Below are 21,441 nucleotides of genomic sequence, written 5' to 3'. Positions count from 1 at the left end.
GACGGACCGGGCACCGAAGGCGCCGGACCCGCCGCCGCGCGCCGGCGACCGCCGGGCGGCTCGCCACCGCGCCATGGATCACCGGCCCGGGACGAGGTCACCGAGCCGGAGCCGCCGGATCTTCAGGGGCCGCGGGCCGGGCGGTGCGGTGCGTGCGTCGCCCGGCGCGGTCCGGCGGTCGCGGGCCGGTCAGCCCTTGGAGGTCTGGATCCTGCCCGACCCCGCCGCGCCGCCCTTGGGCGCGTCGGCCTCGGTGTCCGAGGGCTCCTTGAAGTCGACCTTGCTCATGTGGCGGTTCATGGACTTCATCAGTGCCCACACCGCCAGGGCCATCGCCGCGAAGACGATGAAACCGAGGACACCCGGGGTGACCTTGTTCTTGTCGAACTCCGCCAGGGTGACCAGATGCGTCGTTGCCAGGCTCGCGCTTGCGCTCATGTCAGGCATTCTCCCTCAGGACTGCCGGACGCCCGCAAAGAGGTCGTCCTCCGGGAGCGAGGTGTCCACGAGCGACTTCGCGAGCTCGTACTCCTCCGTGGGCCAGACCTCCTTCTGGACGTCCATCGGCACCCGGAACCAGCCGCCGTCGGGGTCGATCTGCGTGGCGTGGGCGATCAGCGCCTTGTCGCGGATCTCGAAGAAGTCCGCGCAGGGGACGTGCGTGGTGAGCGTGCGCTCCTTGTGACCCGACTTCGCCCAGCGCTCCAGCCACTCGCCGTAGGGGGACTCCAGGCCGCGCGCCACCAGGGCGTTGTGCAGGGCCTCGGTGCGCAGGCGGTTGAAGCCCTGGTTGTAGTACAGCTTCAGCGGCTGGTGAGCCGTGCCGTACTCGCTCTCGGGGTACTTCTCGGTGTCCGCCGCGCCCTCGAAGGCCACCATCGAGATCTTGTGCGTCATGATGTGGTCGGGGTGCGGGTAGCCGCCGTTCTCGTCGTAGGTGGTGATCACCTGGGGACGGAAGGAGCGGATCTGGCGCACCAGCTCGCCGGCCGCCTTGTCGACGTCCTCCAGGGCGAAGCAGCCCTCGGGCAGCGGCGGCAGCGGGTCGCCCTCGGGCAGGCCGGAGTCGACGAAGCCGAGCCACTCCTGCCTCACGCCGAGGATCTCCCGGGCCTCGTCCATCTCCTTGCGGCGGACCTCGTGGATGTTCTCCTCGATGTACGCGTCGCCCTGGAGCTTGGGGTTGAGGATGGAGCCGCGCTCGCCGCCCGTGCAGGTCACCACCAGCACGTCCACCCCCTCGGACACGTACTTCGCCATGGTGGCCGCGCCCTTGCTCGACTCGTCGTCGGGATGCGCGTGCACGGCCATCAGTCGCAGCTGGTCAGTCAAGGCTCAATCCTCAAGGTCAAGTCGGTGCCCGCGCTCGGCGGGCGGTCAACGGGTGCCGCCCCGGGTGGTCCCCCGCCCCGGGGTGCCGCTCGGACGCCGGGCCGGGGCTTCTATAGTGACCGAATCGGGGGGCGAATAATTCCGGAGCACGGCTTCGGAGGCTCCTCGCGGGACGCCCGTCCCGCCCCTGCCGAGAGGACGATCATGAGCACGGCGAGCACCCGGCCGCCCGAGGGCCGCTACGGCCGCTCCTCGGACGAGCGTGCCGACCGCAAGCTCAAGATCGCCGGTGCCGTGCTGGGCGCGTTCCTGCTGGTCCTCGTCGGTTACTTCGCGTACCACTACGTGGCCGGGAGCGAGATCAGCGGGCAGGTCGTCTCGTTCCAGACCTCCGACGACTCGGTGCGGATCCACCTGGAGGTCCACAAGGACGCCGACGCCCGCGGCTACTGCACGCTCAGGTCGCAGGCGGCCGACGGCGACGAGGTGGGCCGGGCCGACTTCCGCTTCGACGAGCACGCGAAGCAGGTCGACAAGGTCGTCACGCTGCGCACGACGTCCCGGGGCACGACGGGCGAGCTGCTGGGCTGCCACGCCGACTGAGCACAGGCGTCCTCCGGAATACGCAGACACTGACCTGCGTTGATGTGAGTTACATGACTTATGTCCTCCCCCTTTGGCCGCTGAATTGTTAGGCTCGTGGTTTCGCCCTTCCAAGAGGGAACATTCTTCTGGGTAGGGCGATGCTTTGTATCCCCAGTACCGACGAGGAGCACCTGTGACCCAGACCAGCGAGAACGTCACCTGGCTGACCCAGGAGGCGTACAACAAGCTCAAGGACGAGCTTGAGTACCTTACTGGTCCTGCGCGCACGGAGATCGCCGCCAAGATCGCGGCCGCGCGCGAGGAGGGAGACCTGCGCGAGAACGGCGGGTACCACGCGGCCAAGGAGGAGCAGGGCAAGCAGGAGCTCCGAGTGCGCCAGCTGACCCAGCTCCTCGAGAACGCCAAGGTCGGCGAGGCCCCGGCCTCCGCGGACGGCGCCGTGGCGCCCGGCATGGTCGTGACGATCGCCTTCGACGGCGACGAGGACGACACCATGACGTTCCTGCTGGCCTCGCGCGAGTACGCCAGCAGCGACATCGAGACCTACTCGCCCCAGTCCCCGCTGGGCTCCGGCGTGATCGGCCACAAGGTCGGCGAGGACGCCGAGTACGAGCTGCCGAACGGCAAGAAGGCCTCGGTGACGATCCTGAAGGCCGAGCCGTACAACGGCTGAGGCCCCTCATCCACCCCTCGTGAGTCCCCGGCGCCTCCTGCGGAGCGCCGGGGACTCCGTCGTTCTCAGGCCCCCGGCCCACCGGAACCGGACCGCGCCCTCGGCCGGGACGGTGCGGCCGACGGCGCCTCCAGCCGACGACCGCGTGCCCGACGGCGCCCTCGGGCGAAGACCCCGCAGCCGGCGACGCCCGGCCGACGGCACCCTCAGTCGATGACCGTGTATCCGGCGGCGCGCACCGCCCGGACGACCTCGGCGCAGTGCGCCGGCCCCTTCGTCTCCAGGTGCAGCTCCACCTCCGCCTCGGTCAGCCCGAGCCGCGGATCGGTCCGTACGTGGCTCACGTCGAGGACGTTCGCGTCGGCCTGCGACAGCACGCCCAGCAGCGTGGCCAGCGCCCCCGGCCGGTCCGTCAGACGGAGGCTGACCGCCAGGTAGCGGCCCTGTGCCGCCATGCCGTGCCGCAGGACCCGCTGGAGCAGCACCGGATCGACGTTGCCGCCGGACAGCACCGCGACGACCGGCCCCTCGACGTCGCCCGAGCCGCCCAGCAGCGCGGCGACCGGGCTCGCCCCCGCCGGTTCGACGACCAGCTTCGCCCGCTCCAGGCACAGCAGCAGCGCCGCGGACAGCGCGTCCTCGCCGACCGTGCGCACCTCGTCCACCAGTTCCTCGACGATCGCGAAGGGCACGTCGCCCGGCCGCCCCACCCGGATGCCGTCGGCCACGGTCACCGGGTTCTCGACCGCCACCGGGCGGCCGGCCGCCAGCGAGGGCGGGTACGCCGCCGACCCCGCCGCCTGCACCCCGATGATCCGCACCTCGGGCCGCAGCGCCTTCACCGCGACCGCGAGGCCGGCCGCGAGGCCGCCGCCGCCCACACCGACGACGATCGTGCGCACCTCGGGGCACTGCTCCAGGATCTCCAGCCCGACCGTGCCCTGGCCCGCGATGACGTCGGGGTGGTCGAACGGGTGGATGAACACCGCGCCGGTCCCGGCCGCGTACTCCTGGGCGGCGGCCAGCGTCTCGTCGACCACCTGGCCGTGCAGGCGCACCTCGGCGCCGTAGTCCTCGGTCGCGCTGATCTTCGGCAGCGGGGCGCCCTTCGGCATGAACACCGTGGCGTGCACCCCGAGCAGCGACGACGCGAGCGCGACGCCCTGCGCGTGGTTGCCCGCGCTCGCCGCCACCACCCCCGCGGCACGCTCCTCGGGCATCAGTCCGGCGATGCGGACGTAGGCGCCGCGCAGCTTGAAGGAGCCCGTCCGCTGGAGGTTCTCGCACTTGAGGAACACCGGCGCGCCCACCAGCTGCGACAGGTGTCTGCTGCTCTCCAGCGCGGTCACCCTCGCGACGCCCGAGAGCATCTTCTGCGCGCCGCGCACGTCGTCGAGAGTGACGGGAGGGAAGGATCCGGCCGTGCGGTAGCTCATGCCTCAAGTCTCGCAGTCGGCGCTCGAACGACGCCGGTGTGACCAACCTCTGGGACCGGTTCACGCAGCGCCGGTACGGCCCGCCGCCGGGCCGCGTACCCTGTCCCCCAACCAGCAGCCCGTCAGAAGTGAGCCTCCGGCCATGCCCACAACACCTGAAATGTCGATGGACATGACGACCGCCGGTGACCCCGGCCTCCTCGACACGCTCCAGCACGAGGTGGCCCTGTTCGCCCGCCGTGCGGAACAGACCCGGCTCGGTGGCGTCGGGCAGGTGCGCAACTCCATGGACCGCGCCGCGTACCTGCTGCTCAACCGGCTGGACCAGGAGGGTCCCATGGGCGTGAAGGCGCTCGCCGCCAGCATGGGCATCGACTCCTCCACCGTCACCCGGCAGGTGGCTCCCCTCGTCGACACCGGGCTCGTCAAGCGCACCTCGCACCCCGAGGACGGGCGGGCCGTGGTGCTGCAGCTGTCCCCCCGCGGGCTGTCGCGGCTGGAGGAGGTGCGCTCCTCCAGGAGGCGGCTGATGGCCGAGCTGACCCGGGACTGGGCGCCGGAGGAGCGCGAGGTCTTCTGCTCGCTGCTGACCCGTTTCAACCACGCGCTCTCCGCACGCCAGACGTCCCAGAGCGGCGCGGCGGCGGAGCCGGGACCGGCCACGCGCCCCGGCCGTACGTCCTGAACCGTCCCGCACGGTTCTTGACCCACGGCCCGCCCCTGGCCTGATATGGACCAGGGGCCTTCTCGCACGCGGTTCCGATGCTCCGCTTCCGCGCGCCCGCGGGGTCCCGCTCCGTCACGATCACCCTTCGCGGGAGGCGCGGTGGGAGAACGGCAGGCGTCCGGGGACGCCCGCCGGGCCCGGGAGTTCGAGTCGTTCGTCTCGGGCGCGGCCGGGCGGCTGCTGCACGCCGCGACCCTGCTGACGGCGGAGAACCCGGACGACAACCCGTACGCGCGACGCCTGCTGACCCTGGCCCTCGCGCACACGTACGCGTACTGGGACCTGCCGCGCGACGACGACCCGTACGACCGCGCGCGCCGGCACCTCGCCACCCGTTTCGCCCGCGAGGTGTGGCACCGGCGGGGCCTGCCGGGCCGCGCCCGCCCGCCGCTGACCGGCGCCCTGGCCGTCCTCACCCCGCAGGAGCGTCTGGTCGTCGTCCTCACGTTGTACGACGGGCTCGCCGACGAGCAGGCGGCGGCCCTGCTCGGGCTGTCGGAGGAGCGGGTCCGCGTCATCGGCGGCCGGGCGGTCGCCACGCTGAGCCGTCCGCCGCGGCGCCCCGCCCCGGCCGTCCACGCGTCCGGACCGGCCCCCTCGTAGGGGCGCGGTCGCCTCGTCCCCCGGCACGGCCCGGGCAGCCCGCGGAGGTCCCAGGTGAACACGACGGAACGTGACAGGGTCGTACGGCGCGTGCTGGCGCAGTCGCGGCCGCGGGTGCCGACCGGACTGCACGCCGAGGCCGTGCGCCGGGGGAACCGGGTGCTGCGCCGCCGGGCGCTCCTCCGTCGCGCGCTGTGGCTGGCGCTGTTCGCCGCGGCCGTCGCCTTCACCGTGTGGGCGTCGGCGGTACGGCCCTGGGCGCAGCCGCCGTCGCAGACGACTCCGCCGGTGCGCGGCTGGTGAGGACGCGGCCGCCCGGCGGGGCCGGGGGCCGCGCCGGTGTCACGCGCCGAGGGCCTGCTTCAGGTCCTCCAGCAGGTCGTCGACGTTCTCGATGCCGACCGAGAGGCGCACCAGGTCGGCCGGGACCTCCAGGGCGGAGCCCGCCGCGGAGGCGTGCGTCATGCGGCCGGGGTGCTCGATCAGGGACTCGACGCCGCCCAGCGACTCGCCGAGCGTGAAGACCTTGGCGCGGTCGCAGACCTCGACCGCCGCCTCCTCGCCGCCCTCGACCCGGAAGGAGACCATGCCGCCGAACGCCTTCATCTGCTTGGCGGCGACCTCGTGACCGGGGTGCTCGGGCAGGCCCGGGTACAGGACGCTCGTCACGCGCGCGTGCCGGGACAGCATGTCGGCGATCCTCGTGGCGTTCTCGCTGTGCCGGTCCATGCGCACGGCGAGCGTCTTGGTGCCGCGCAGCACCAGCCAGGAGTCGAAGGGACCGGCGACCGCGCCCATGGCGTTCTGGTGGTACGCCAGCTCGTCGCCCAGGGCCGCGTCGCCGGTGATCAGCGCGCCGCCGACGACGTCGGAGTGGCCGCCCATGTACTTGGTCAGCGAGTGCACGACCACGTCCGCGCCGAGCGCGAGCGGCTGCTGGAGGTAGGGGGTGGCGAAGGTGTTGTCGACGACGAGCCGGGCGCCGGCGTCCCGGGCGATCTGCGCGACGGCGGCGATGTCGGTGATGCCGAGCAGCGGGTTGGAGGGGGTCTCCACCCACACCACCTTGGTCTTCGGCGTCAGGGCGGCCCGTACGGCGGCCGGGTCGCTGGTGTCGGCGACCGACCATTCCACGCCCCACCGGGAGACGACCTTGGCGAACAGGCGGAAGGTGCCGCCGTAGGCGTCGTTGGGGATGACGACGTGGTCGCCGGGGGCGAGCAGCGTGCGCAACAGGCAGTCCTCGGCCGCCAGTCCGGACGCGAACGCGAGGCCGCGGCGACCGCCCTCCAGGGCGGCGAGGTTCTCCTCCAGCGCGGTCCGGGTCGGGTTGGCGCTGCGGCTGTACTCGTAGCCGCCGCGCAGACCGCCCACCCCGTCCTGCTTGTAGGTCGAGACCTGGTAGATCGGCGGGACGACCGCGCCGGTGAGGGGATCCGCGGTGTTGCCCGCGTGGATCGCGAGGGTCTCGAAGTGTTCACTGATGTGCCTGTCGCTCATGCGCCCGAGCGTAGTGCGCCGCGGAGGCTGATGCGGGACGGCGGGCCGGACCCACGGCCGCTCCAGGCGCCGCCGTGCGTCGCCCTGCGCCGGCCCGACCGGCGGGCGACCGGCGGCGCATCTGGCGGGCGACCGGCGGAGGGGACGGCAGCGCGACCGGCGGAGGGGAGCGGGCGGAGTTGTCCACAGGCCGGGGGCGGAGTTGTCCACAGCTGCGCGGCACAGGTTGGCCAATTGTCGGCGCGGTCTGGTTCGCTTGGGCCATGGAGACTTTCTGGGTCCTGATGGCGCTGGTCATGCTGGGCTTCGTGCTGCTCCCGTTCCTGCGCCGCAGGCGCGGCGGCATCGAGCAGGTGCCGCCCGGGCACCCGGACGCCGCGGACCCGGCCGACTACGGCTTCGCGCCGGAGGAGGAGCTCGACGTCCGCATGCCCGGCCCCGACCAGGACCTGCTGGACGTGCTGGATCTCGTGCAGCGCACGCAGGACTACCGCGCGGCCTCCCAGCTGCTGGCGGGCACCGAGACGGAGGGCGAGCTGCGCTGGCAGCGCGTGCAGGCCTTCGCCGGCGCCGCCGCGCTGGAGCTGCAGCAGCGACCGGGCGGGGTCCACGAGACGCCGGGCGGTCAGTGGCTGCGGGTGTGGCGGGCCGAGGCGCCGAAGGACCCGGGCGGCGCGGCCGTGCACGCCGAGTTCCTGGTGCAGCAGGCGTGGCGGACGTCGACCCCGGGGACGGACGAGTTCCGGATCATCATGGAGGAGGCCCGGGAGACCTGCGGCCAGGCCGCGCTACTGGCTCCGGGCGACCCGGTCCCCTGCATCGTCGAGCTGTCGGTGGCACGCGGGCTGGCCTACTCGCAGCCGGAGTTCGAGGCGCTCTGGCTGAAGATCCTGGACCGGGCGCCGGCCCACATGGGCGCGCACCTGGCGGCCCTGCACTACTGGTGCGAGAAGTGGCACGGCTCGCGTGAGCTGGCGACGGCCTTCGCCGAGGCGGCGGCGGCCCGCGCGCCCCGCGGCTCACTGCTGGCGGCCCTGCCCCTCTTCGCGGTCTTCGAGCACCTCCCCGAGGTGAACCTCGTCCGCGGCTTCTACCGGAGCGAGGTCGTCACCAAGGCGGTGCACGGCGCGCTGCACGCGGTGCACTCGGCCCGCCCCGACGACCCGATCCTGGCGCACGTCCGCCACTTGCTGATCTTCTTCCTGGTCCGCTCGGAGCGCTGGGCGGAGGCCATGAACCAGCTCATACACGTCGACGGCAACGTCGGCGCCCTGCCCTGGACGCTGGCCGCCGACCCGGCGGCGGAGTTCGCCGTCTACCGCGCCCTGGCGGTGGCCGGCTACGAGGCGAACGGGGGCAGCCCGGCCACACTGCCGCACTGACCGGGTCAGTGGGCACGGCCGGGCCGCCCCGGGGTCAGCCCTCGGAGCGGGCGGGCAGCCGCCATCCCGGACGGGGGAAGTGGCAGGTGTAGCCGTTCGGGTAGCGCTGCAGGTAGTCCTGGTGTTCGGGCTCGGCCTCCCAGAAGGGGCCGACCGGCTCCACCTCGGTGACGACCTTGCCCGGCCACAGTCCGGAGGCGTCCACGTCCGCGATCGTGTCCTCGGCGACCCGCTTCTGCTCGTCGTCCACGTAGTAGATCGCCGACCGGTAGCTGAGGCCGATGTCGTTGCCCTGGCGGTTCTCGGTGCTCGGGTCGTGGATCTGGAAGAAGAACTCCAGGAGCGTGCGGAAGTCGGTCTTCTCGGGGTCGAAGAGGATCTCGACGGCCTCCGCGTGCGTCCCGTGGTCGCGGTACGTCGCGTTCTCCACGTCACCGCCGGTGTATCCGACCCGGGTCGCCGTCACGCCCGGGAGCCGGCGGATCAGCTCCTCCATCCCCCAGAAGCACCCGCCCGCCAGCACGGCCCTCTGCGTCTGCGCGGCCATCGTGGCCCTCCAAAATCTGTCAGCTCGGTCACTCGGGCCGCCCGGCTCGCACACCGCCGGCCTCTGCCCACCCCGGTCAACACCCGAGGATCGCGGGCCATTCCGTACCCGCTCGGCGACCCCGCCGACACCGCTGACCGGGCGCTGAACTGCCGCTGCCCGGTGAGCGGAGTGGCGGCGCGTCACCGGGCAGCGGCCCGCGCGGGGCAGGAGGACCCGCGCGAGGAATGGAGGACCGTCCGGAGGAGGACCCGTACGGGGCAGGAGGACCCGCACGGGACGGACGGCCGTTCTACGCCTTGGCGTTCTCCTTCACCGTGATGCGGCCCTTGCGGATGGTGGCCAGGCGGGGAGCCTTCCTGGCGATGGCGGAGTCGTGGGTGACCATGACGAAGGTCAGACCATGCTCCTTCCAGAGACTTTCGAGGACGTCCATGATCTCGTCGCGGGTCGACTCGTCCAGATTGCCGGTGGGCTCGTCGGCGAGGAGGACCTTGGGCTGCTTGACCAGGGCGCGGGCGATGGCCACGCGCTGCTGCTGGCCACCGGACATCTCGCTCGGCAGGTGACCGAGCCGTTCGCCGAGCCCGACCGACTTCAGCGCCTCGGCGGCCCTCTCGCGCCGGTCCTTCGTCTTGATCCCGAGCGGGACGAGAGCGGTCTCGACGTTCTCCTGGGCGGTCAGCGTCGGGATCAGGTTGAAGGACTGGAAGACGAAGCCGATGTTCTCGCTGCGCACCTTGGTGAGCCTGGCCTCGGACAGCTTCGCCATGTCGGTGCCGTCGAGGACGACCTCGCCCGAGGTGGGCCGGTCCAGGCCGCCGAGCATCTGCAGCAGCGTGGACTTGCCGCCGCCGGTGGGGCCCTGGATGACCAGCCGGTCGCCGTCCCCGATGGTCAGGTCGATGCCGTCGAGGGCGAGGACGGCCTCCTTGCCCCGGGTGTAGCGCTTGGTGACGCCTCTGAGTTCGTACATGGGTGCAGCAGCTCCTGGGATGGATGCGTGAGGGGGAGGTGAGGGGGCCGCGGGCCGCCGGGCTCGCGCGGCCCCGCTACTCGACGCGGCGCAGTGCGTCCGCCGGACGCAGCCGCGAGGCCCGCCAGCCGCCGAACGCGCCCGCGACCAGGCCGCCGGCGACGGCGAGGCCGACCGCGACGGCGATGGTGGTGAGGCTGACCGGCGCGGTGAGCGCGACCTCCAGGGTCTTCGCCGTCTGCCGGCCGGGGCCGCCGAAGCCGCCGCCCCCGCCCATGCCGCCGCCGAAGCCGCCGCCGGCGCCCGAGCCGCCCGAGGAACCGAGCTGCGCCTGCAGCGTCGGGCTGATCGCGGTCACCACGTACGCGCCGGCCAGGCCGATCGCGATGCCGAGGACGCCGCCGACCAGGCCGTTGACGACGGCCTCGCCGACCACCTGCCGGGTCACCCGGCCCGACTTCCAGCCCAGCGCCTTCAGCGTGCCGAACTCGCGCACCCGCCGGGAGACGGCCGAGGAGGTCAGCAGTCCGGCGACCAGGAACGCGGCCACCAGCACCGCGATCGACAGCCACTTGCCCACGTTGGTGGCCAGGCTGGAGGCGGTGGACAGCGAGCCGGAGACGGTCTTCGCCAGGTCGGTGGAGGTGGTGACCGTGGTGCCCGAGACGTTCTTCTGGATGGCGCTCTTGACGGTGTCGATCTGCTGGGAGTCGGCCGCCTTGACGTAGACGGTGGTGACCTTGTCCTTGTTGTCGCTGAGCGTCTGGGCCTGCTTCAGCGGGATGTAGAGGTTGGCCGCCGCGTCACCGCTGTTAGCCGTCGCGATGCCGATGACCTGGAACGTGACGCTCTTGATGGTGACCGTGCTGCCGGTCTTGAGCTTCTTCTCCTTGGCGTACGCGGAGTCGGCGACGGCGACCTTCGCGTTCGTCTCGGTGGACTTGAAGGTACGGCCGCTGGTGACCTTGGAGGAGGTCAGCGGGCCGAGCGCGGGCTGGGTGACGTCGGTGCCGTAGACGGTGTACTGGTTGACGTCGAAGTCGGCGCCGCCGCCCTGGACGCTGCCCTGCGGGGCGGACTGGCCGCCGGACCGGCCGCCCCCGAACCCCTCGCCGCCGCCGCTCTGCTGGAACTGGCCGCGGGTGAACTCACCGCTGACCTTCACCACGCTGAGGCTGAGCCCGCCCACGGCCGAGGAGACGCCCTTCTGACCCGCGACCTCGGTGACCGTCCCGGCGGACAGGGTGGTGAAGCCCTGCACCCGGACCCGGTCACTGCTCTGCGTCTTCTTGTCGTCGCTGCCCTTCGCGTCGAACTGGAAGCGCGGACGCTGCGACTCACCGGACGTGGGCGTCGCCGCCTTGGTCACGGTCATGTCGGTGCCCAGCCCGTACAGCGACTGGAGGACCTTGTCCTGGGCCTTGCCCATGCCGTTGGACACGGAGGTGACCACGATGACGAGCGCTATGCCCAGTGCGAGACCGGAGGCGACGACGAGGGCCGCCTTTCTGCGGCGGCGCAGTTCGCGCCTCAGGTAGGTGAAGAACATGCGCCGCAAGCTAGGGACACACCGTGATGAAGCGATAAGGCCGAGATAAGAGGACCATGAGAAGACGGCGGCCGCACGGCTGGTGGGACACCGATGCCGCCCTCAAGGGGCGGCATCGGCAAGGGAGTCGGGTGCGGGGATCAGGCGGCGGAGCCCGCCGTCCACTGGGCCCAGCTCATGTTCCAGCCGTTGAGGCCGTTGTCCGGGGACACCGTCTTGTCGCCGGTGTGCTGCACGACCACGACGTCACCGATGAGCGAGTGGTTGTAGAACCACGCGGCGGGCGTGCTCGGGTCGCCCGCGCCCTTCTTGTCCTGCAGGCCCACGCAGCCGTGGCTGGTGTTGGCGCTGCCGAAGACCGAGGGCGCGCCCCAGTAGTTGCCGTGGATGAAGGTGCCGGACGTGGTCAGGCGCATGGCGTGCGGCACGTCCTTGATGTCGTACTCGCCCTTGCCGTCGGAGTCCTTGAAGCCGACCGTCGCGCCGTTCATCCGCGTCTGGGCGAACTTCTCGGAGATCACCATCTGGCCCTCGTACGTGGTGTGGTCGGGGGCGCCGGCGGAGACCGGGATGGTCTTGACGGTCTTGCCGTCCTGCGTGACCTTCATCTGCTTGGTCTTCGCGTCGACGTAGGAGACCTGGTTGCGGCCGATGTGGAAGGTGACCGTCTTCTGCTGGACGCCGTAGACGCCCTGGGCGCCCTGCACGCCGTCGAGGTCGAGCTTCAGGGTGACGGTGGAGTTCTCCTTCCAGTACTGCTCGGGCCTGAAGTCCAGGCGGTTGGCGCCGAACCAGTGGCCCACGATCTGCTGGCCGCTGGAGGAGGTGACGGTGATGCCCTTCTGGACGGCCGCCTTGTTCGTGATCGCCTTGTCGAAGTTGATCGACACCGGCATGCCGACGCCGACCGTGGTGCCGTCGTCCGGCGTGTAGGTGCCGATGAAGCTGTGCGTGGGGGCGACCGTGGTGAACGAGGCGTTCTCGTGGGCGGCGCGGCCCTTGGCGTCCGTGGCGGTGGCGGCGACCTTGTACGTGGTGGCGCGGCTGAGCTGGGCGCTGGGCTTCCAGCTCGTCTTGTCCGCGGATATCTGACCCTCGACGGCCTTGCCGTCGGTCGTGGTCATGGTGACGTTCGTCAGCGTGCCCTGGGCGACGGTGACCGCGGCGGAGTTGTTGATCGAGGCGTTGGCCGAGCCGTCCGCCGGCGTGATCTTGATCTGGGCCTGCGACGAGTCCTGCGCCGCGGCCTGGTCCGACTTGGCCTGCGAGGTGCTGTCGTCGCTGTTCCCGTCGGCGGCGTCGCTGCTGCCGGAACAGGCCGAGAGCATCAGTACACCACCGAGCAGGGCGGCCGAGGCCGTCAAGGCCCTGCGCCGCCTACTGTTCGTCATCACACGCTTCTCCATCGTTGCCGAATACCCCAGGACCCCTCGCGTCCCCCGGTCACGGATCATCAACGCTACGACCGATCGGGCCCGTTCCCGGGGCGTACGGGTGTGGGGCTCACCACGTCCGCCGGGGCGGGCGCGTGCCTTCCGGTCGCTGCGCCGTGCCGCTCGCGCCCTCATTCTCGCCGAGCCCGCGGCCCGCTGAGAATGAGGCCTCCCCCGGCGCCCGCGCGCGACGGCGGCACAGCCCGCCACCGCCTTCCGGTGCGACCCGCTGACCAGTACGAAGAGACCGGCCCAAGTCACCGGGATGCGCGCGGTGTCGTACGTCACAGCGAGATAACGGCGTCCCGCTTCCCGCCGGTCGCGGACGGGTGCGCGGACGGGCCGGCGCCCGATGCGGACGGTCGGTCCGACCCGTGACTTTCCCGTGACCCTCGACTTTCACTAACATCGCCCCACACGGCCAATTCGCCGGTGCAACAAGGGGGATCGATATTCCGTGTCAACCGCTCGCCGTACGCTGCTGACCGCCACCGCCGCGGGCACCCTGCTGGGCGCCCTGTGGTTCGTCCCCTCCGCCAGCGCTACGGGGGAGACGCCGACGAGAGCGGCGGCCGGAGCGGCGGCGCACGTCGCGGAGCAGGGGCAGCACGGGCAGCGAGCCCTTTCCTCGTCCGGCGGATCGGCGACCACGGCCGGCTACCGGGCCACGGCCGCCTCGCAGGACACCGTCGAATCGCGCACCGAGGCCCAGGACGGCGCCCAGGCCGCGCCGGTCCCCGCGGACGGCACCCGGCTCGCCGACACCGGAAGCCTCGACACCACGCCGTACGTCGTCGGCGGCACCCTCTTCCTGGTCCTGGGCGCCGGCTTCGTGGTGTATTCGGTACGCCGGGAACGCCTCGGCGTTTGAACTCCCCCGCCGTGCCGCTCGCTTGCGACGACGGGGCGACAACGCGCGGGGCCCCGCCATGACGACGGGGCCCCGCGGTCTCACTGCAGCGGGCCGGTGACGCTCTCGGCCGCCGCGACGAGGCGGCCCTCGCGCACGAAGGCGTCGGCGGCGGCGAGGTCGGGCGCCAGGAACCGGTCCGGGCCGGGGCCGCCCACGCCCGCCTCCCGCGCGGCGTCGATGACCGCCCGGCTCGCGGGCGCCGGGGCCAGGCCCTCCCGCAGCTCGACGGCGCGGGCGGCGGCGTACAGCTCGATCGCGACGATCCGGGTCAGGTTGCCGACGGCGGTGCGCAGCTTGCGCGCCGCCGACCAGCCCATGGAGACGTGGTCCTCCTGCATGGCGGAGGACGGGATGGAGTCCGCGGAGGCGGGCACGGCCAGCCGCTTCATCTCGCTGACCAGCGCGGCCTGCGTGTACTGGGCGATCATCAGGCCCGAGTCGACGCCGGCGTCGTCGGCGAGGAACGGCGGCAGGCCGTGGCTGCGGTTCTTGTCGAGCAGCCGGTCGGTGCGGCGCTCGGCGATGGAGCCGAGGTCGGCGGCGGCGATGGCGAGGAAGTCCAGGACGTAGGCGACCGGCGCGCCGTGGAAGTTGCCGTTGGACTCGACCCGGCCGTCGGGCAGCACCACGGGGTTGTCGACGGCGGAGGCGAGCTCGCGCTCGGCGACGAGCCGGGCGTGCGCGAGGGTGTCGCGGCCGGCGCCGGCGACCTGCGGGGCGCAGCGCACCGAGTAGGCGTCCTGCACACGGGGCGCGCCGTCCTGGTGGTGCCCGGTGAGCTCGGAGCCCTTGAGGACGGCCAGCATGTTGGCGGCGGAGGCGCCCTGTCCGCGGTGCGGACGGATGGCGTGCAGTTCGGGGGCGAGGACCTTGTCCGTGCCGAGGAGCGCCTCCAGCGAGAGGGCGGCGGTGATGTCGGCGGACTTGTAGAGGGTGTCGAGGTCGGCCAGTGCCATGATCAGCATGCCGAGCATGCCGTCGGTGCCGTTGAGCAGGGCCAGGCCCTCCTTCTCGCGCAGCTCGACGGGCTCGATGCCGTGCTCGGCGAGCAGCTCGCCGGCGGGGCGCACGACGCCGTCCGGGCCCTCGGCGTCCCCTTCGCCCATGAGGGTGAGGGCACAGTGCGACAGCGGGGCGAGGTCGCCGGAGCAGCCGAGGGAGCCGTACTCGTGCACGACGGGGGTGATGCCCGCGTTGAGGACGTCGGCCATGGTCTGCGCGACCTCGGGGCGGACGCCGGTGTGCCCGGAGCAGACGGTCTTCAGCCGCAGGAACATCAGAGCCCGTACGACCTCGCGCTCGACCCGCGGCCCCATGCCGGCGGCGTGCGAGCGGACGATGTTGCGCTGCAGCTGGGCGCGCAGCTCCGGGCTGATGTGCCGGGTCGCCAGGGCGCCGAAGCCGGTGCTGACGCCGTAGACGGGTTCGGGCTTGGCCGCCAGCGCGTCCACGATCTCCCGGGCCGCCGCGAGGGCCGCCACCGCCTCCGCGGAGAGTTCGACCCGTGCGCCGCCGCGCGCCACGGCGAGAACGTCGGACGCGGTGACACCGGACGTCCCCACCACCACAGTGTGCATATCCATATTCAGGAGCGTACGCATTGAATGTGGAGATGTCACTAGTGGGTCGCGCATGTGCCCCTTACCTCACGGCCGCCGGCCCCGGAAGCGCCGCCGCTCGGCCGGGGCCTTGGGCAGGGGGGACGGCGCGTCGGCCAGACGGACCACCGGATCGTCGGGCCCCTCCCGGCCCGCGACGACCGGCCGGTCGGCGCGCAGGGCCTTCGCCCGGTACTGGGCGGCGTCGGCGAGCCGGAACAGCCGCCGGGCCGAGGGCACCGGCCCGATGTCGTCCTCGGTCGACGCCACCCCGCAGGCCACCCCCTCACCCAGCTCCAGCTCCCCCGCTCGCCCGCACAGCTCCTCGGCCGCCTTGACGACCTCGTCGGCGGACGGCCCCACCGCGAGCAGACAGAACTCGTCCCCGCCCAGCCGCGCCGCGAGGGCCCCCGGCACCATGGCCCCGCACAGTGACAGCACCGACCCGAAGCGCTCCAGGAGCCGGTCGCCGACCGCGTGGCCGAGGGTGTCGTTGACCCGCTTGAGCCCGTTGAGGTCGCAGACCACGAGACTGACGACGACTCCGTCGGCGCGGTGCCGCTCGATGGCCTCGTCGAGACGTACGTCGACGGCGCGGCGGTTGGCGAGCCCGGTCAGTGAGTCGGTGAAGGCCAGCCTGCGGGCCTCCTCCAGCCGCTCCGTCTGCGCGAGCCCGGCGGCCACGACCGCCGCCAGCACGGTGGCGAAGTCGGCGTCCGCCCGGTCCAGCGGCGGCGCGCCGGCCGGACGCGCGACGTAGAGCTCACCCCAGGCGCGCCCGTGCTGCACGATCGGCGCGACCACACAGCAGCCGCGGCCCCGCCGCCGCAGCGCGGCGACCCGCTGGTGGCAGTATCCGGGCCGCCCCGCCGCCGGCCCCTCGGCCGTCTCCACCCAGGCGTCGGGCTCACCCCCGGAGGCCCACCGCTCGTGCAGGAACTCGGTGATCTCCGGGAACTGGTGCACGGGGTACGTCTCGTCCTCCGGGAACTCCTCCTCCTCGGGCGCCCGGTCCCCCACGTTCACCAGAACACGCAGCCGCCCGCGCTCACGCTCCCACACCGACAGCGCGGCGAAACTCCCCTCCAGCGCCCGGCACGCCCCGAGTGCCGCCGCCCGCCACGACTCACGCGGACTGTGCGCCGCGGCCATCCCCTGCGCCAACGCCACGACGGCGTCCAGCCGCCTGTTCTCACCCATCACCCCAGGCTAGGGATGTTTTGACCAAACAGGGACATCGGTACGCCTGAGAGTGCCCGCACGACCCGCGGCCGCGAGACGCCGAAGGTGGGCCCCCGCAGGCGCGCCCCCACGGCCGGCAGCCGCGAGACGAGGGGAGCGGGCCGTGGGGGTGCGTCCGAAGCCCGCCGCGTACTGCGGTCCCCACCTACCCCACCGACCACGACTCAGGGCCGTACGTCCGTGTGCGGCGGGCTGGACGCACCACCACGGCCCCGCCCCCCCACACACCGCAGGCGCGACACCGCACCACAGGGCGACCGCACCGCACCACAACGCGCACCGCAGGCACCCGCGCCACAGACGAGCCCCCTCACCCACGAGCCCCCCGAACGATCACTCCCCCGGCCACGCGGGCGACCGCTTCTCGTTGAAGGCAGCCACCCCCTCGGCCCGATCCGCCGAGAAGGCCACCGACCGCCACGCCGCGTCCTCCACCTCCAGCCCGGCCCGCAGATCCAGCCCCTGCCCCAGCCGCAGCGCCCGCTTCGCGGCCCGCAGCCCGACCGGCGAGTTCGCCGCCATCCGGCCCCCCAGCTCAAGAGCCTCCGCACGATCCCGCCCCTCGTCCACCAGCCGGTCCACCAGCCCCAGCCCGTGCGCCTCGGCCGCCTCCAGCCGACGCGCGGTGAAGATCAGCTCCGCCGCCCGTGCCGCACCCACCCGCCGCGGCAGCAACTGCGTACCGCCGCCCCCGGGGATCACCCCGACGGACACCTCCGGCAGCCCCACCACGGCCGTACGGTCGGCCACGATCACGTCACAGGACAGCGCCAGCTCGAACCCGCCGCCGAGCGCGAACCCGTGGACGGCGGCGATCGTCGGCATCGGCAGCTCCAGCACGCCGGTGTACGCCCCGCGCGCGACGGGCCGCTGCTTCATCAGGTCGGCGTCGCTGAAGGAGTTGCGCTCCTTGAGGTCCGCCCCGACGCAGAAGGCCCGCTCGTGCGACGAGGTCACGACGACCACCCGCGCGTCCCGGTCGGCGGCGAGCGCCGCGCACGCCCCGGCGATCGACCGGGCCATGTCGGTCGACACGGCGTTCATGGCCTTCGGCCGGTCCAGGACGAGCTCCGCGACGTACTCGTGCCGCCGCACCAGCACGAAGTCCCCGAACCGCTCCTCGCTCATGACACCCTCCCGGTTAACGCGGGTTAACAAAACGACTGCTCCGATCATCGCAGCCGCACCCGCGCGGCGGAAGAGCGGGCCGCCCGACGCGCTCCTCTTGTCGAGCCCCGGCACCCCGTTCGAGTGACATCCGGCCCAACTCCCGCGTAGCCCTCACCCGGGCGCATACCGTGCGTCCGCCACGGCGCAACGGGGTGCGAGCGCATCGGGAGGACGGCGATGACGACGGACACGACCACAGGACAGCAGAAGGGGACGACGGCCGAGCCCACAGCGCGAGCAGCACGCAAGGACCCGGCCGACCAGCCCCCCATGGACACAGAGATAGCCGCGTCCCCCAGGATCCGCGGCCGCCACCGCCGTCCTCGGCCGCGCAAGGCGCTGCTCGCCGCCGGCGGCCTGGCCCTGGCGGCGGGTGTGCTCAGCCTCGTGAGGCTGGCACCCGAGTACGCGGGCGGCAGCCTGGGCACCGCGGAGGCGGAGCCCCACGCGGGCCCGCACAACCCCGGCGCCGAAACCGCACGCACCACCCGTCCGACCGGCTCCAGCCCCCGCACCGGTGCCGGCACCGCCACCCCGCCACAAGCCGACCCGACAGCGCACCCCTCGGCAACGACCCCCATGGGCGGCACCGGCCCCGTCGTACCGACACCTCAAGCCCCGTCGCCGGCAGCCACCCACCCCCCGAACGTCAGGACGACGGCCCCCACAACCGCCGCCGAGACCCCGAACCCACCGGCTCCCCCACCGGTCACGACCCCACACGAGCCGTCCAGCGACCCGCGCCCCACGACACACCCGGCCCAGCGACCGACACCGGTCCCGAGTCCCGGCACGCACACCCCCGAGAACCCGCAGAGCCCCGCTCCGCCCTCGTCCGGCGGCGGCAACGGCCTGTGTCTCCCGATCATCGGACTGTGCGTGGACGTCGACTGACCGGCACCCCACCACCGCCCGCCACGCACCGACGACCGCACCACGGGGTCCACGAACCGCCACCCCGACCGGAGGTCAGCGCGGACCACCACCCCGAGGAAAGGTCGACACAGACCGCCACGCCGACCGAAGGTCGACACAGACCACCACCGACCGGAGGACAGCCCCTCGACCGAGGGACAGCCCCTCGGCCGAAGGTCAGACCCTCGGCCGAAGGTCAGACCCTCGACCGGAGGTCAGACCACCGCCCCCGACCGGAGGTCAAGGCGTGGCGTCCCCCCGCCGTGTGAGCAGCCAGGGCTCGACCACGCCCAGGCCACGGACCGGCCGCTGCCACGTCGGCTGCAGCGCGAAGCGGTACACGGGCGGCTCCTCGCCCTCCTTCTCCGCCGCCGCGGCGGCCTCGGCCGCCTCCGCCTCGGACGCCGGCGCATCCCCCGTACGGATCAGTTCCTCGGCGAACGCGCTGTCGACGAGCACGGCGTCGCGCGGAGCTATGGAGGTGAGACGGGAGGCGAGATTGACGGTGGTGCCGAAGACATCGCCCATTCGGGTGGTCACGGTGCCGAACGCCATCCCGACCCGCAGCTCGGGCATCGTCTCGTCGTTGCCCAGGGTCTCGACCAGCCGCAGGGCGATGTCGGCCGCCGTACCGGCGTCGTCGGCGGCGTACAGCACCTCGTCGCCGAGGGTCTTGATCAGCCGCCCGCCGCGCGCGGCCACCAGGTCGGCGGAGGTGGTCTCGAAGGCCTCGACCAGCTCGCCGAGCTCCTCCTCCTCCATCCGGCGGGTCAACCGGGTGAAGCCGACGAGGTCGGCGAAGCCGACGGCGAGCCGCCGGTCGACCATCTCCTCGTCGTCGGCGGCCTGCACGACCCGTCCCGCGGAGGCGGCGAGCTGGCGGCGCCAGACGTAGACGAGGAACTCCTCCAGCTCCGGCAGCAGCAGCTCGACGATCGGGTACGTCACCTCGGTGCGCGTCATGCCCGGCTCGGGCGGCTCGGTCAGCCCCTCCAGGAAGGAGTCGATCTGCCACTCGGCCAGCCGGGCGGTGGTCTGCCCGGTGGAGCGGGCGACCTGCACGGCCATGGCCTCGCTGAGCAGCCCCGCCTCGACCAGACCGGCGAGCCGCCGCAGGGCCAGCACGTCGGCCTCGGTGAGCGCCTTGGCCTGACCTATGTCGGCGAAGCCCATGGCCCGCCAGAAGCGGGACGCCAGTTCCATGGAGACACCGGCGCTGCGGGCCGCCTGGAAAGGGGTGTAGCGCCGCTCGGCGCCCAGGATGAGCTGTTCCAGCCGCAGTGCGAGCGGATCCTCGCCGGAGTCGGCGGCCTCCGGGTCCACCCGGCCGTCCGCGTCGTCCGCGCCGGAGCCCGTGTCGTCGACGGTCACGCCTGCTGCCCTTCCCATCTGCCACGGTCAGGTATCGACCGGCCTCAACTCTACGGCAGGTGTGCGCCAGCTCACTCCGTCAGGTTGGGCCGCGGGGTGAGCTGACCGGCGCATTCCAGGCCCCGGCCCGACGGCCGGCCCGCCCCGGCCCGACTCCCGACCCACCGCCCGAGCCCACGACGCTCCCGCGGCCCCGACCCTCACCTCACACCCCCGCGGACGCGCGACGCCCCTCGCCTCACACCGCACGCACCCCCCGCAGACGCCCGACGCCCCCGCACCGCACACCGCGCACAGACGCACAGACGCACAGACGCACGATGGACGCCCCCCGCCTCACGCCGGCCGCAGATGCACGATGTCCCCCGCCCCCACAGGCTCCTGCACCCCTTTCTCCGTGGCGAGGACGAGACGGCCGTCGCCGTCGACCGCGACCGCCTCACCGACCAGCGACCGGTCGCCCGGCAGCTCGGCGCGCACCCGGCGGCCCAGGGTGGCGCAGCCCGCCGCGTAGGCCTCCTGGAGCCCGGCGGCGGCCGGGTCGCCCCCGGCGTCCCGCCACCGCCCGTACCAGTCCTCCAGCGACCGCAGCACCGCCCGCAACAGCGGGTCGCGGTCCGTGCTCACCGCGTCGGCCAGGGCCAGCGAGCCCGCCTGGGGGACGGGCAGCTCGTCCGCGCGCAGGGTGACGTTGACGCCCACGCCCATGACGACGCCGTCCCCGGCCCGCTCCGCGAGGATGCCGCCGGCCTTGCGTTCCTGGCCGTCGACCGTGACCAGCAGGTCGTTGGGCCATTTCAGCGCCGTGTCGACGCCGGCGGAGCGGGCCAGCCCGGTGGCCACCGCGACCCCGGTGAGCAGTGGCAGCCAGCCCCAGCGGGCGACCGGCACGTCGCCGGGCCGCAGGAACACCGAGAAGAAGAGTCCGGAGCGGGCCGGGGCGGTCCACCGCCGGTCCAGGCGACCCCGCGCCGCGCTCTGCTCCTCGGCGATCAGGACGGCGCCCTCGGCCGCCTCGCCGGCCTCGGCGGCGGCCACGAGGTCGGCGTTGGTGGAGCCGGTGCGCTGCACCACCTCCACCTCGGACCACAGGCCGCCCGGGCGGACCAGCGCACGGCGCAGCGCGGTCGCGTTCAGGGGCGGGCGGTCCAGGTAGGACCAGCGACTGCGGCCCGCGGAGTCGCCGTCGTTCGCGGGGTTGTCATCTGCTGCATCTCGGGGCGTCATGCAAGCCACCCTAGGTGTGGTAAACGCCGCACTGCCGAACAGTGGGCCCCCCACTACGCTACGGATGAGTAACCGTCCCCCCTTTTGAGCAGGCAGGGAGCCGCATCCCGATGTCCGAGCCGGAAGAGCGTCCAGAGATCCAAGAGATCGACATCCACACCACCGCGGGGAAACTCGCGGATCTTCAGCGGCGCATCCAGGAAGCGACGCACGCCGGCTCGGAACGCGCCGTCGACAAGCA

General features: G+C 72.9%; 20 protein-coding genes. 7 read left to right on the top strand and 13 right to left on the bottom strand.

All coding sequences use genetic code 11. The features are described from left to right. Positions 1-189 precede the first annotated feature (189 nt). On the bottom strand, positions 190-447 hold the full coding sequence (locus tag ACH5A8_RS26545) for a hypothetical protein (RefSeq protein WP_399005999.1): 258 nt from the start codon (positions 445-447) through the stop codon (positions 190-192). A gap of 6 nt (positions 448-453) precedes the next feature. Beyond that, a complete protein-coding gene (gene mca, locus ACH5A8_RS26540; protein WP_399006564.1) occupies positions 454-1,311 on the bottom strand; it encodes a mycothiol conjugate amidase Mca in 858 nt (285 codons plus the stop codon). Positions 1,312-1,536: 225 nt separating this feature from the next. Here mca and ACH5A8_RS26535 point away from each other — a divergent pair, with 225 nt between their 5' ends. Both ACH5A8_RS26535 and greA read left to right on the top strand, forming a co-directional pair. After that, positions 1,537-1,935 carry a DUF4307 domain-containing protein gene (locus tag ACH5A8_RS26535; RefSeq protein WP_399005997.1) on the top strand — a complete coding sequence of 133 codons (399 nt, stop codon included), beginning with the start codon at positions 1,537-1,539 and terminating at the stop codon, positions 1,933-1,935. Between the two features lie 175 nt (positions 1,936-2,110). Next, the gene (greA, locus tag ACH5A8_RS26530; RefSeq protein ID WP_399005995.1) at positions 2,111-2,611 is read left to right on the top strand and encodes a transcription elongation factor GreA; all 501 of its coding nucleotides are present in this window, start codon (positions 2,111-2,113) and stop codon (positions 2,609-2,611) included. A gap of 206 nt (positions 2,612-2,817) precedes the next feature. Here greA and ilvA read toward each other — a convergent pair whose 3' ends face one another. After that, positions 2,818-4,047 (bottom strand): threonine ammonia-lyase, encoded by a 1,230-nt coding sequence (gene ilvA, locus ACH5A8_RS26525; RefSeq protein ID WP_399005993.1) that lies wholly within the window; start codon positions 4,045-4,047, stop codon positions 2,818-2,820. A 142-nt stretch (positions 4,048-4,189) separates the two neighbouring features. Between ilvA and ACH5A8_RS26520 the strand changes: the two genes are divergently transcribed. From ACH5A8_RS26520 to ACH5A8_RS26510, 3 genes are all read left to right on the top strand, one after another. After that, complete coding sequence (locus ACH5A8_RS26520) at positions 4,190-4,732, top strand: MarR family winged helix-turn-helix transcriptional regulator (RefSeq protein ID WP_399005991.1); 543 nt, start codon at positions 4,190-4,192, stop codon at positions 4,730-4,732. Positions 4,733-4,873: 141 nt separating this feature from the next. Further along, the gene (locus tag ACH5A8_RS26515; protein ID WP_399005989.1) at positions 4,874-5,377 is read left to right on the top strand and encodes a sigma factor-like helix-turn-helix DNA-binding protein; all 504 of its coding nucleotides are present in this window, start codon (positions 4,874-4,876) and stop codon (positions 5,375-5,377) included. Between the two features lie 54 nt (positions 5,378-5,431). Further along, entirely contained in the window at positions 5,432-5,680 is a 249-nt protein-coding gene (locus ACH5A8_RS26510; protein ID WP_399005987.1) for a hypothetical protein, read from the top strand. Between the two features lie 39 nt (positions 5,681-5,719). Here the strand turns inward: ACH5A8_RS26510 and ACH5A8_RS26505 are convergent, their stop codons facing one another. Further along, positions 5,720-6,877 carry a cystathionine gamma-synthase gene (locus tag ACH5A8_RS26505; RefSeq protein ID WP_399005985.1) on the bottom strand — a complete coding sequence of 386 codons (1,158 nt, stop codon included), beginning with the start codon at positions 6,875-6,877 and terminating at the stop codon, positions 5,720-5,722. Between the two features lie 263 nt (positions 6,878-7,140). On the opposite strand from ACH5A8_RS26505, the gene ACH5A8_RS26500 reads away from it, so the two are divergent. Then, a complete protein-coding gene (locus ACH5A8_RS26500; RefSeq protein ID WP_399005983.1) occupies positions 7,141-8,259 on the top strand; it encodes a hypothetical protein in 1,119 nt (372 codons plus the stop codon). Positions 8,260-8,293: 34 nt separating this feature from the next. Here the strand turns inward: ACH5A8_RS26500 and msrA are convergent, their stop codons facing one another. From msrA to ACH5A8_RS26480, 4 genes are all read right to left on the bottom strand, one after another. Beyond that, the gene (msrA, locus tag ACH5A8_RS26495; protein WP_399005981.1) at positions 8,294-8,806 is read right to left on the bottom strand and encodes a peptide-methionine (S)-S-oxide reductase MsrA; all 513 of its coding nucleotides are present in this window, start codon (positions 8,804-8,806) and stop codon (positions 8,294-8,296) included. A 292-nt stretch (positions 8,807-9,098) separates the two neighbouring features. Then, the gene (locus tag ACH5A8_RS26490; protein WP_399005979.1) at positions 9,099-9,782 is read right to left on the bottom strand and encodes an ABC transporter ATP-binding protein; all 684 of its coding nucleotides are present in this window, start codon (positions 9,780-9,782) and stop codon (positions 9,099-9,101) included. A gap of 76 nt (positions 9,783-9,858) precedes the next feature. Then, complete coding sequence (locus ACH5A8_RS26485; RefSeq protein ID WP_399005977.1) at positions 9,859-11,331, bottom strand: ABC transporter permease; 1,473 nt, start codon at positions 11,329-11,331, stop codon at positions 9,859-9,861. A 140-nt stretch (positions 11,332-11,471) separates the two neighbouring features. Continuing rightward, positions 11,472-12,722 (bottom strand): Ig-like domain-containing protein, encoded by a 1,251-nt coding sequence (locus tag ACH5A8_RS26480; protein ID WP_399005975.1) that lies wholly within the window; start codon positions 12,720-12,722, stop codon positions 11,472-11,474. Positions 12,723-13,221: 499 nt separating this feature from the next. On the opposite strand from ACH5A8_RS26480, the gene ACH5A8_RS26475 reads away from it, so the two are divergent. Continuing rightward, a complete protein-coding gene (locus tag ACH5A8_RS26475; RefSeq protein ID WP_399005973.1) occupies positions 13,222-13,635 on the top strand; it encodes a cell wall protein in 414 nt (137 codons plus the stop codon). Between the two features lie 80 nt (positions 13,636-13,715). Here the strand turns inward: ACH5A8_RS26475 and hutH are convergent, their stop codons facing one another. From hutH to ACH5A8_RS26450, 5 genes are all read right to left on the bottom strand, one after another. After that, entirely contained in the window at positions 13,716-15,254 is a 1,539-nt protein-coding gene (hutH, locus tag ACH5A8_RS26470) for a histidine ammonia-lyase (protein ID WP_399006562.1), read from the bottom strand. Positions 15,255-15,323: 69 nt separating this feature from the next. Further along, the gene (locus tag ACH5A8_RS26465; protein WP_399005971.1) at positions 15,324-16,475 is read right to left on the bottom strand and encodes a diguanylate cyclase domain-containing protein; all 1,152 of its coding nucleotides are present in this window, start codon (positions 16,473-16,475) and stop codon (positions 15,324-15,326) included. 375 nt (positions 16,476-16,850) lie between these two features. After that, positions 16,851-17,645, bottom strand: coding sequence for an enoyl-CoA hydratase/isomerase family protein (locus ACH5A8_RS26460; protein WP_399005969.1), 795 nt, complete (start codon positions 17,643-17,645; stop codon positions 16,851-16,853). 1,197 nt (positions 17,646-18,842) lie between these two features. After that, on the bottom strand, positions 18,843-19,973 hold the full coding sequence (locus tag ACH5A8_RS26455) for an adenylate/guanylate cyclase domain-containing protein (protein WP_399005967.1): 1,131 nt from the start codon (positions 19,971-19,973) through the stop codon (positions 18,843-18,845). 336 nt (positions 19,974-20,309) lie between these two features. Further along, positions 20,310-21,200: a biotin--[acetyl-CoA-carboxylase] ligase gene (locus ACH5A8_RS26450; protein WP_399005965.1), complete on the bottom strand. Its 891-nt coding sequence runs from the start codon at positions 21,198-21,200 to the stop codon at positions 20,310-20,312. Between the last annotated feature and the right edge of the window lie 241 nt (positions 21,201-21,441).

This window comes from Streptomyces sp. NPDC018610, assembly GCF_044391765.1.
Taxonomy (GTDB): domain Bacteria; phylum Actinomycetota; class Actinomycetes; order Streptomycetales; family Streptomycetaceae; genus Streptomyces.
Note: the sequence above shows the minus strand (reverse complement) of the source record. Positions and strands in the feature narration are given on the sequence as shown.

Bases quoted from the DNA above. Each gene is read 5' to 3' on its own strand.
- ACH5A8_RS26545 (WP_399005999.1), bottom strand. From the start codon at position 447: ATGCCTGACATGAGCGCAAGCGCGAGCCTGGCAACGACGCATCTGGTC.
- mca (WP_399006564.1), bottom strand. From the start codon at position 1,311: ATGGCCGTGCACGCGCATCCCGACGACGAGTCGAGCAAGGGCGCGGCC.
- ACH5A8_RS26535 (WP_399005997.1), top strand. From the start codon at position 1,537: ATGAGCACGGCGAGCACCCGGCCGCCCGAGGGCCGCTACGGCCGCTCC.
- ilvA (WP_399005993.1), bottom strand. From the start codon at position 4,047: ATGAGCTACCGCACGGCCGGATCCTTCCCTCCCGTCACTCTCGACGAC.
- ACH5A8_RS26520 (WP_399005991.1), top strand. From the start codon at position 4,190: ATGCCCACAACACCTGAAATGTCGATGGACATGACGACCGCCGGTGAC.
- ACH5A8_RS26505 (WP_399005985.1), bottom strand. From the start codon at position 6,877: ATGAGCGACAGGCACATCAGTGAACACTTCGAGACCCTCGCGATCCAC.
- ACH5A8_RS26500 (WP_399005983.1), top strand. From the start codon at position 7,141: ATGGAGACTTTCTGGGTCCTGATGGCGCTGGTCATGCTGGGCTTCGTG.
- msrA (WP_399005981.1), bottom strand. From the start codon at position 8,806: ATGGCCGCGCAGACGCAGAGGGCCGTGCTGGCGGGCGGGTGCTTCTGG.
- ACH5A8_RS26490 (WP_399005979.1), bottom strand. From the start codon at position 9,782: ATGTACGAACTCAGAGGCGTCACCAAGCGCTACACCCGGGGCAAGGAG.
- ACH5A8_RS26485 (WP_399005977.1), bottom strand. From the start codon at position 11,331: ATGTTCTTCACCTACCTGAGGCGCGAACTGCGCCGCCGCAGAAAGGCG.
- ACH5A8_RS26480 (WP_399005975.1), bottom strand. From the start codon at position 12,722: ATGACGAACAGTAGGCGGCGCAGGGCCTTGACGGCCTCGGCCGCCCTG.
- hutH (WP_399006562.1), bottom strand. From the start codon at position 15,254: ATGCACACTGTGGTGGTGGGGACGTCCGGTGTCACCGCGTCCGACGTT.
- ACH5A8_RS26465 (WP_399005971.1), bottom strand. From the start codon at position 16,475: ATGGGTGAGAACAGGCGGCTGGACGCCGTCGTGGCGTTGGCGCAGGGG.
- ACH5A8_RS26460 (WP_399005969.1), bottom strand. From the start codon at position 17,645: ATGAGCGAGGAGCGGTTCGGGGACTTCGTGCTGGTGCGGCGGCACGAG.
- ACH5A8_RS26450 (WP_399005965.1), bottom strand. From the start codon at position 21,200: ATGACGCCCCGAGATGCAGCAGATGACAACCCCGCGAACGACGGCGAC.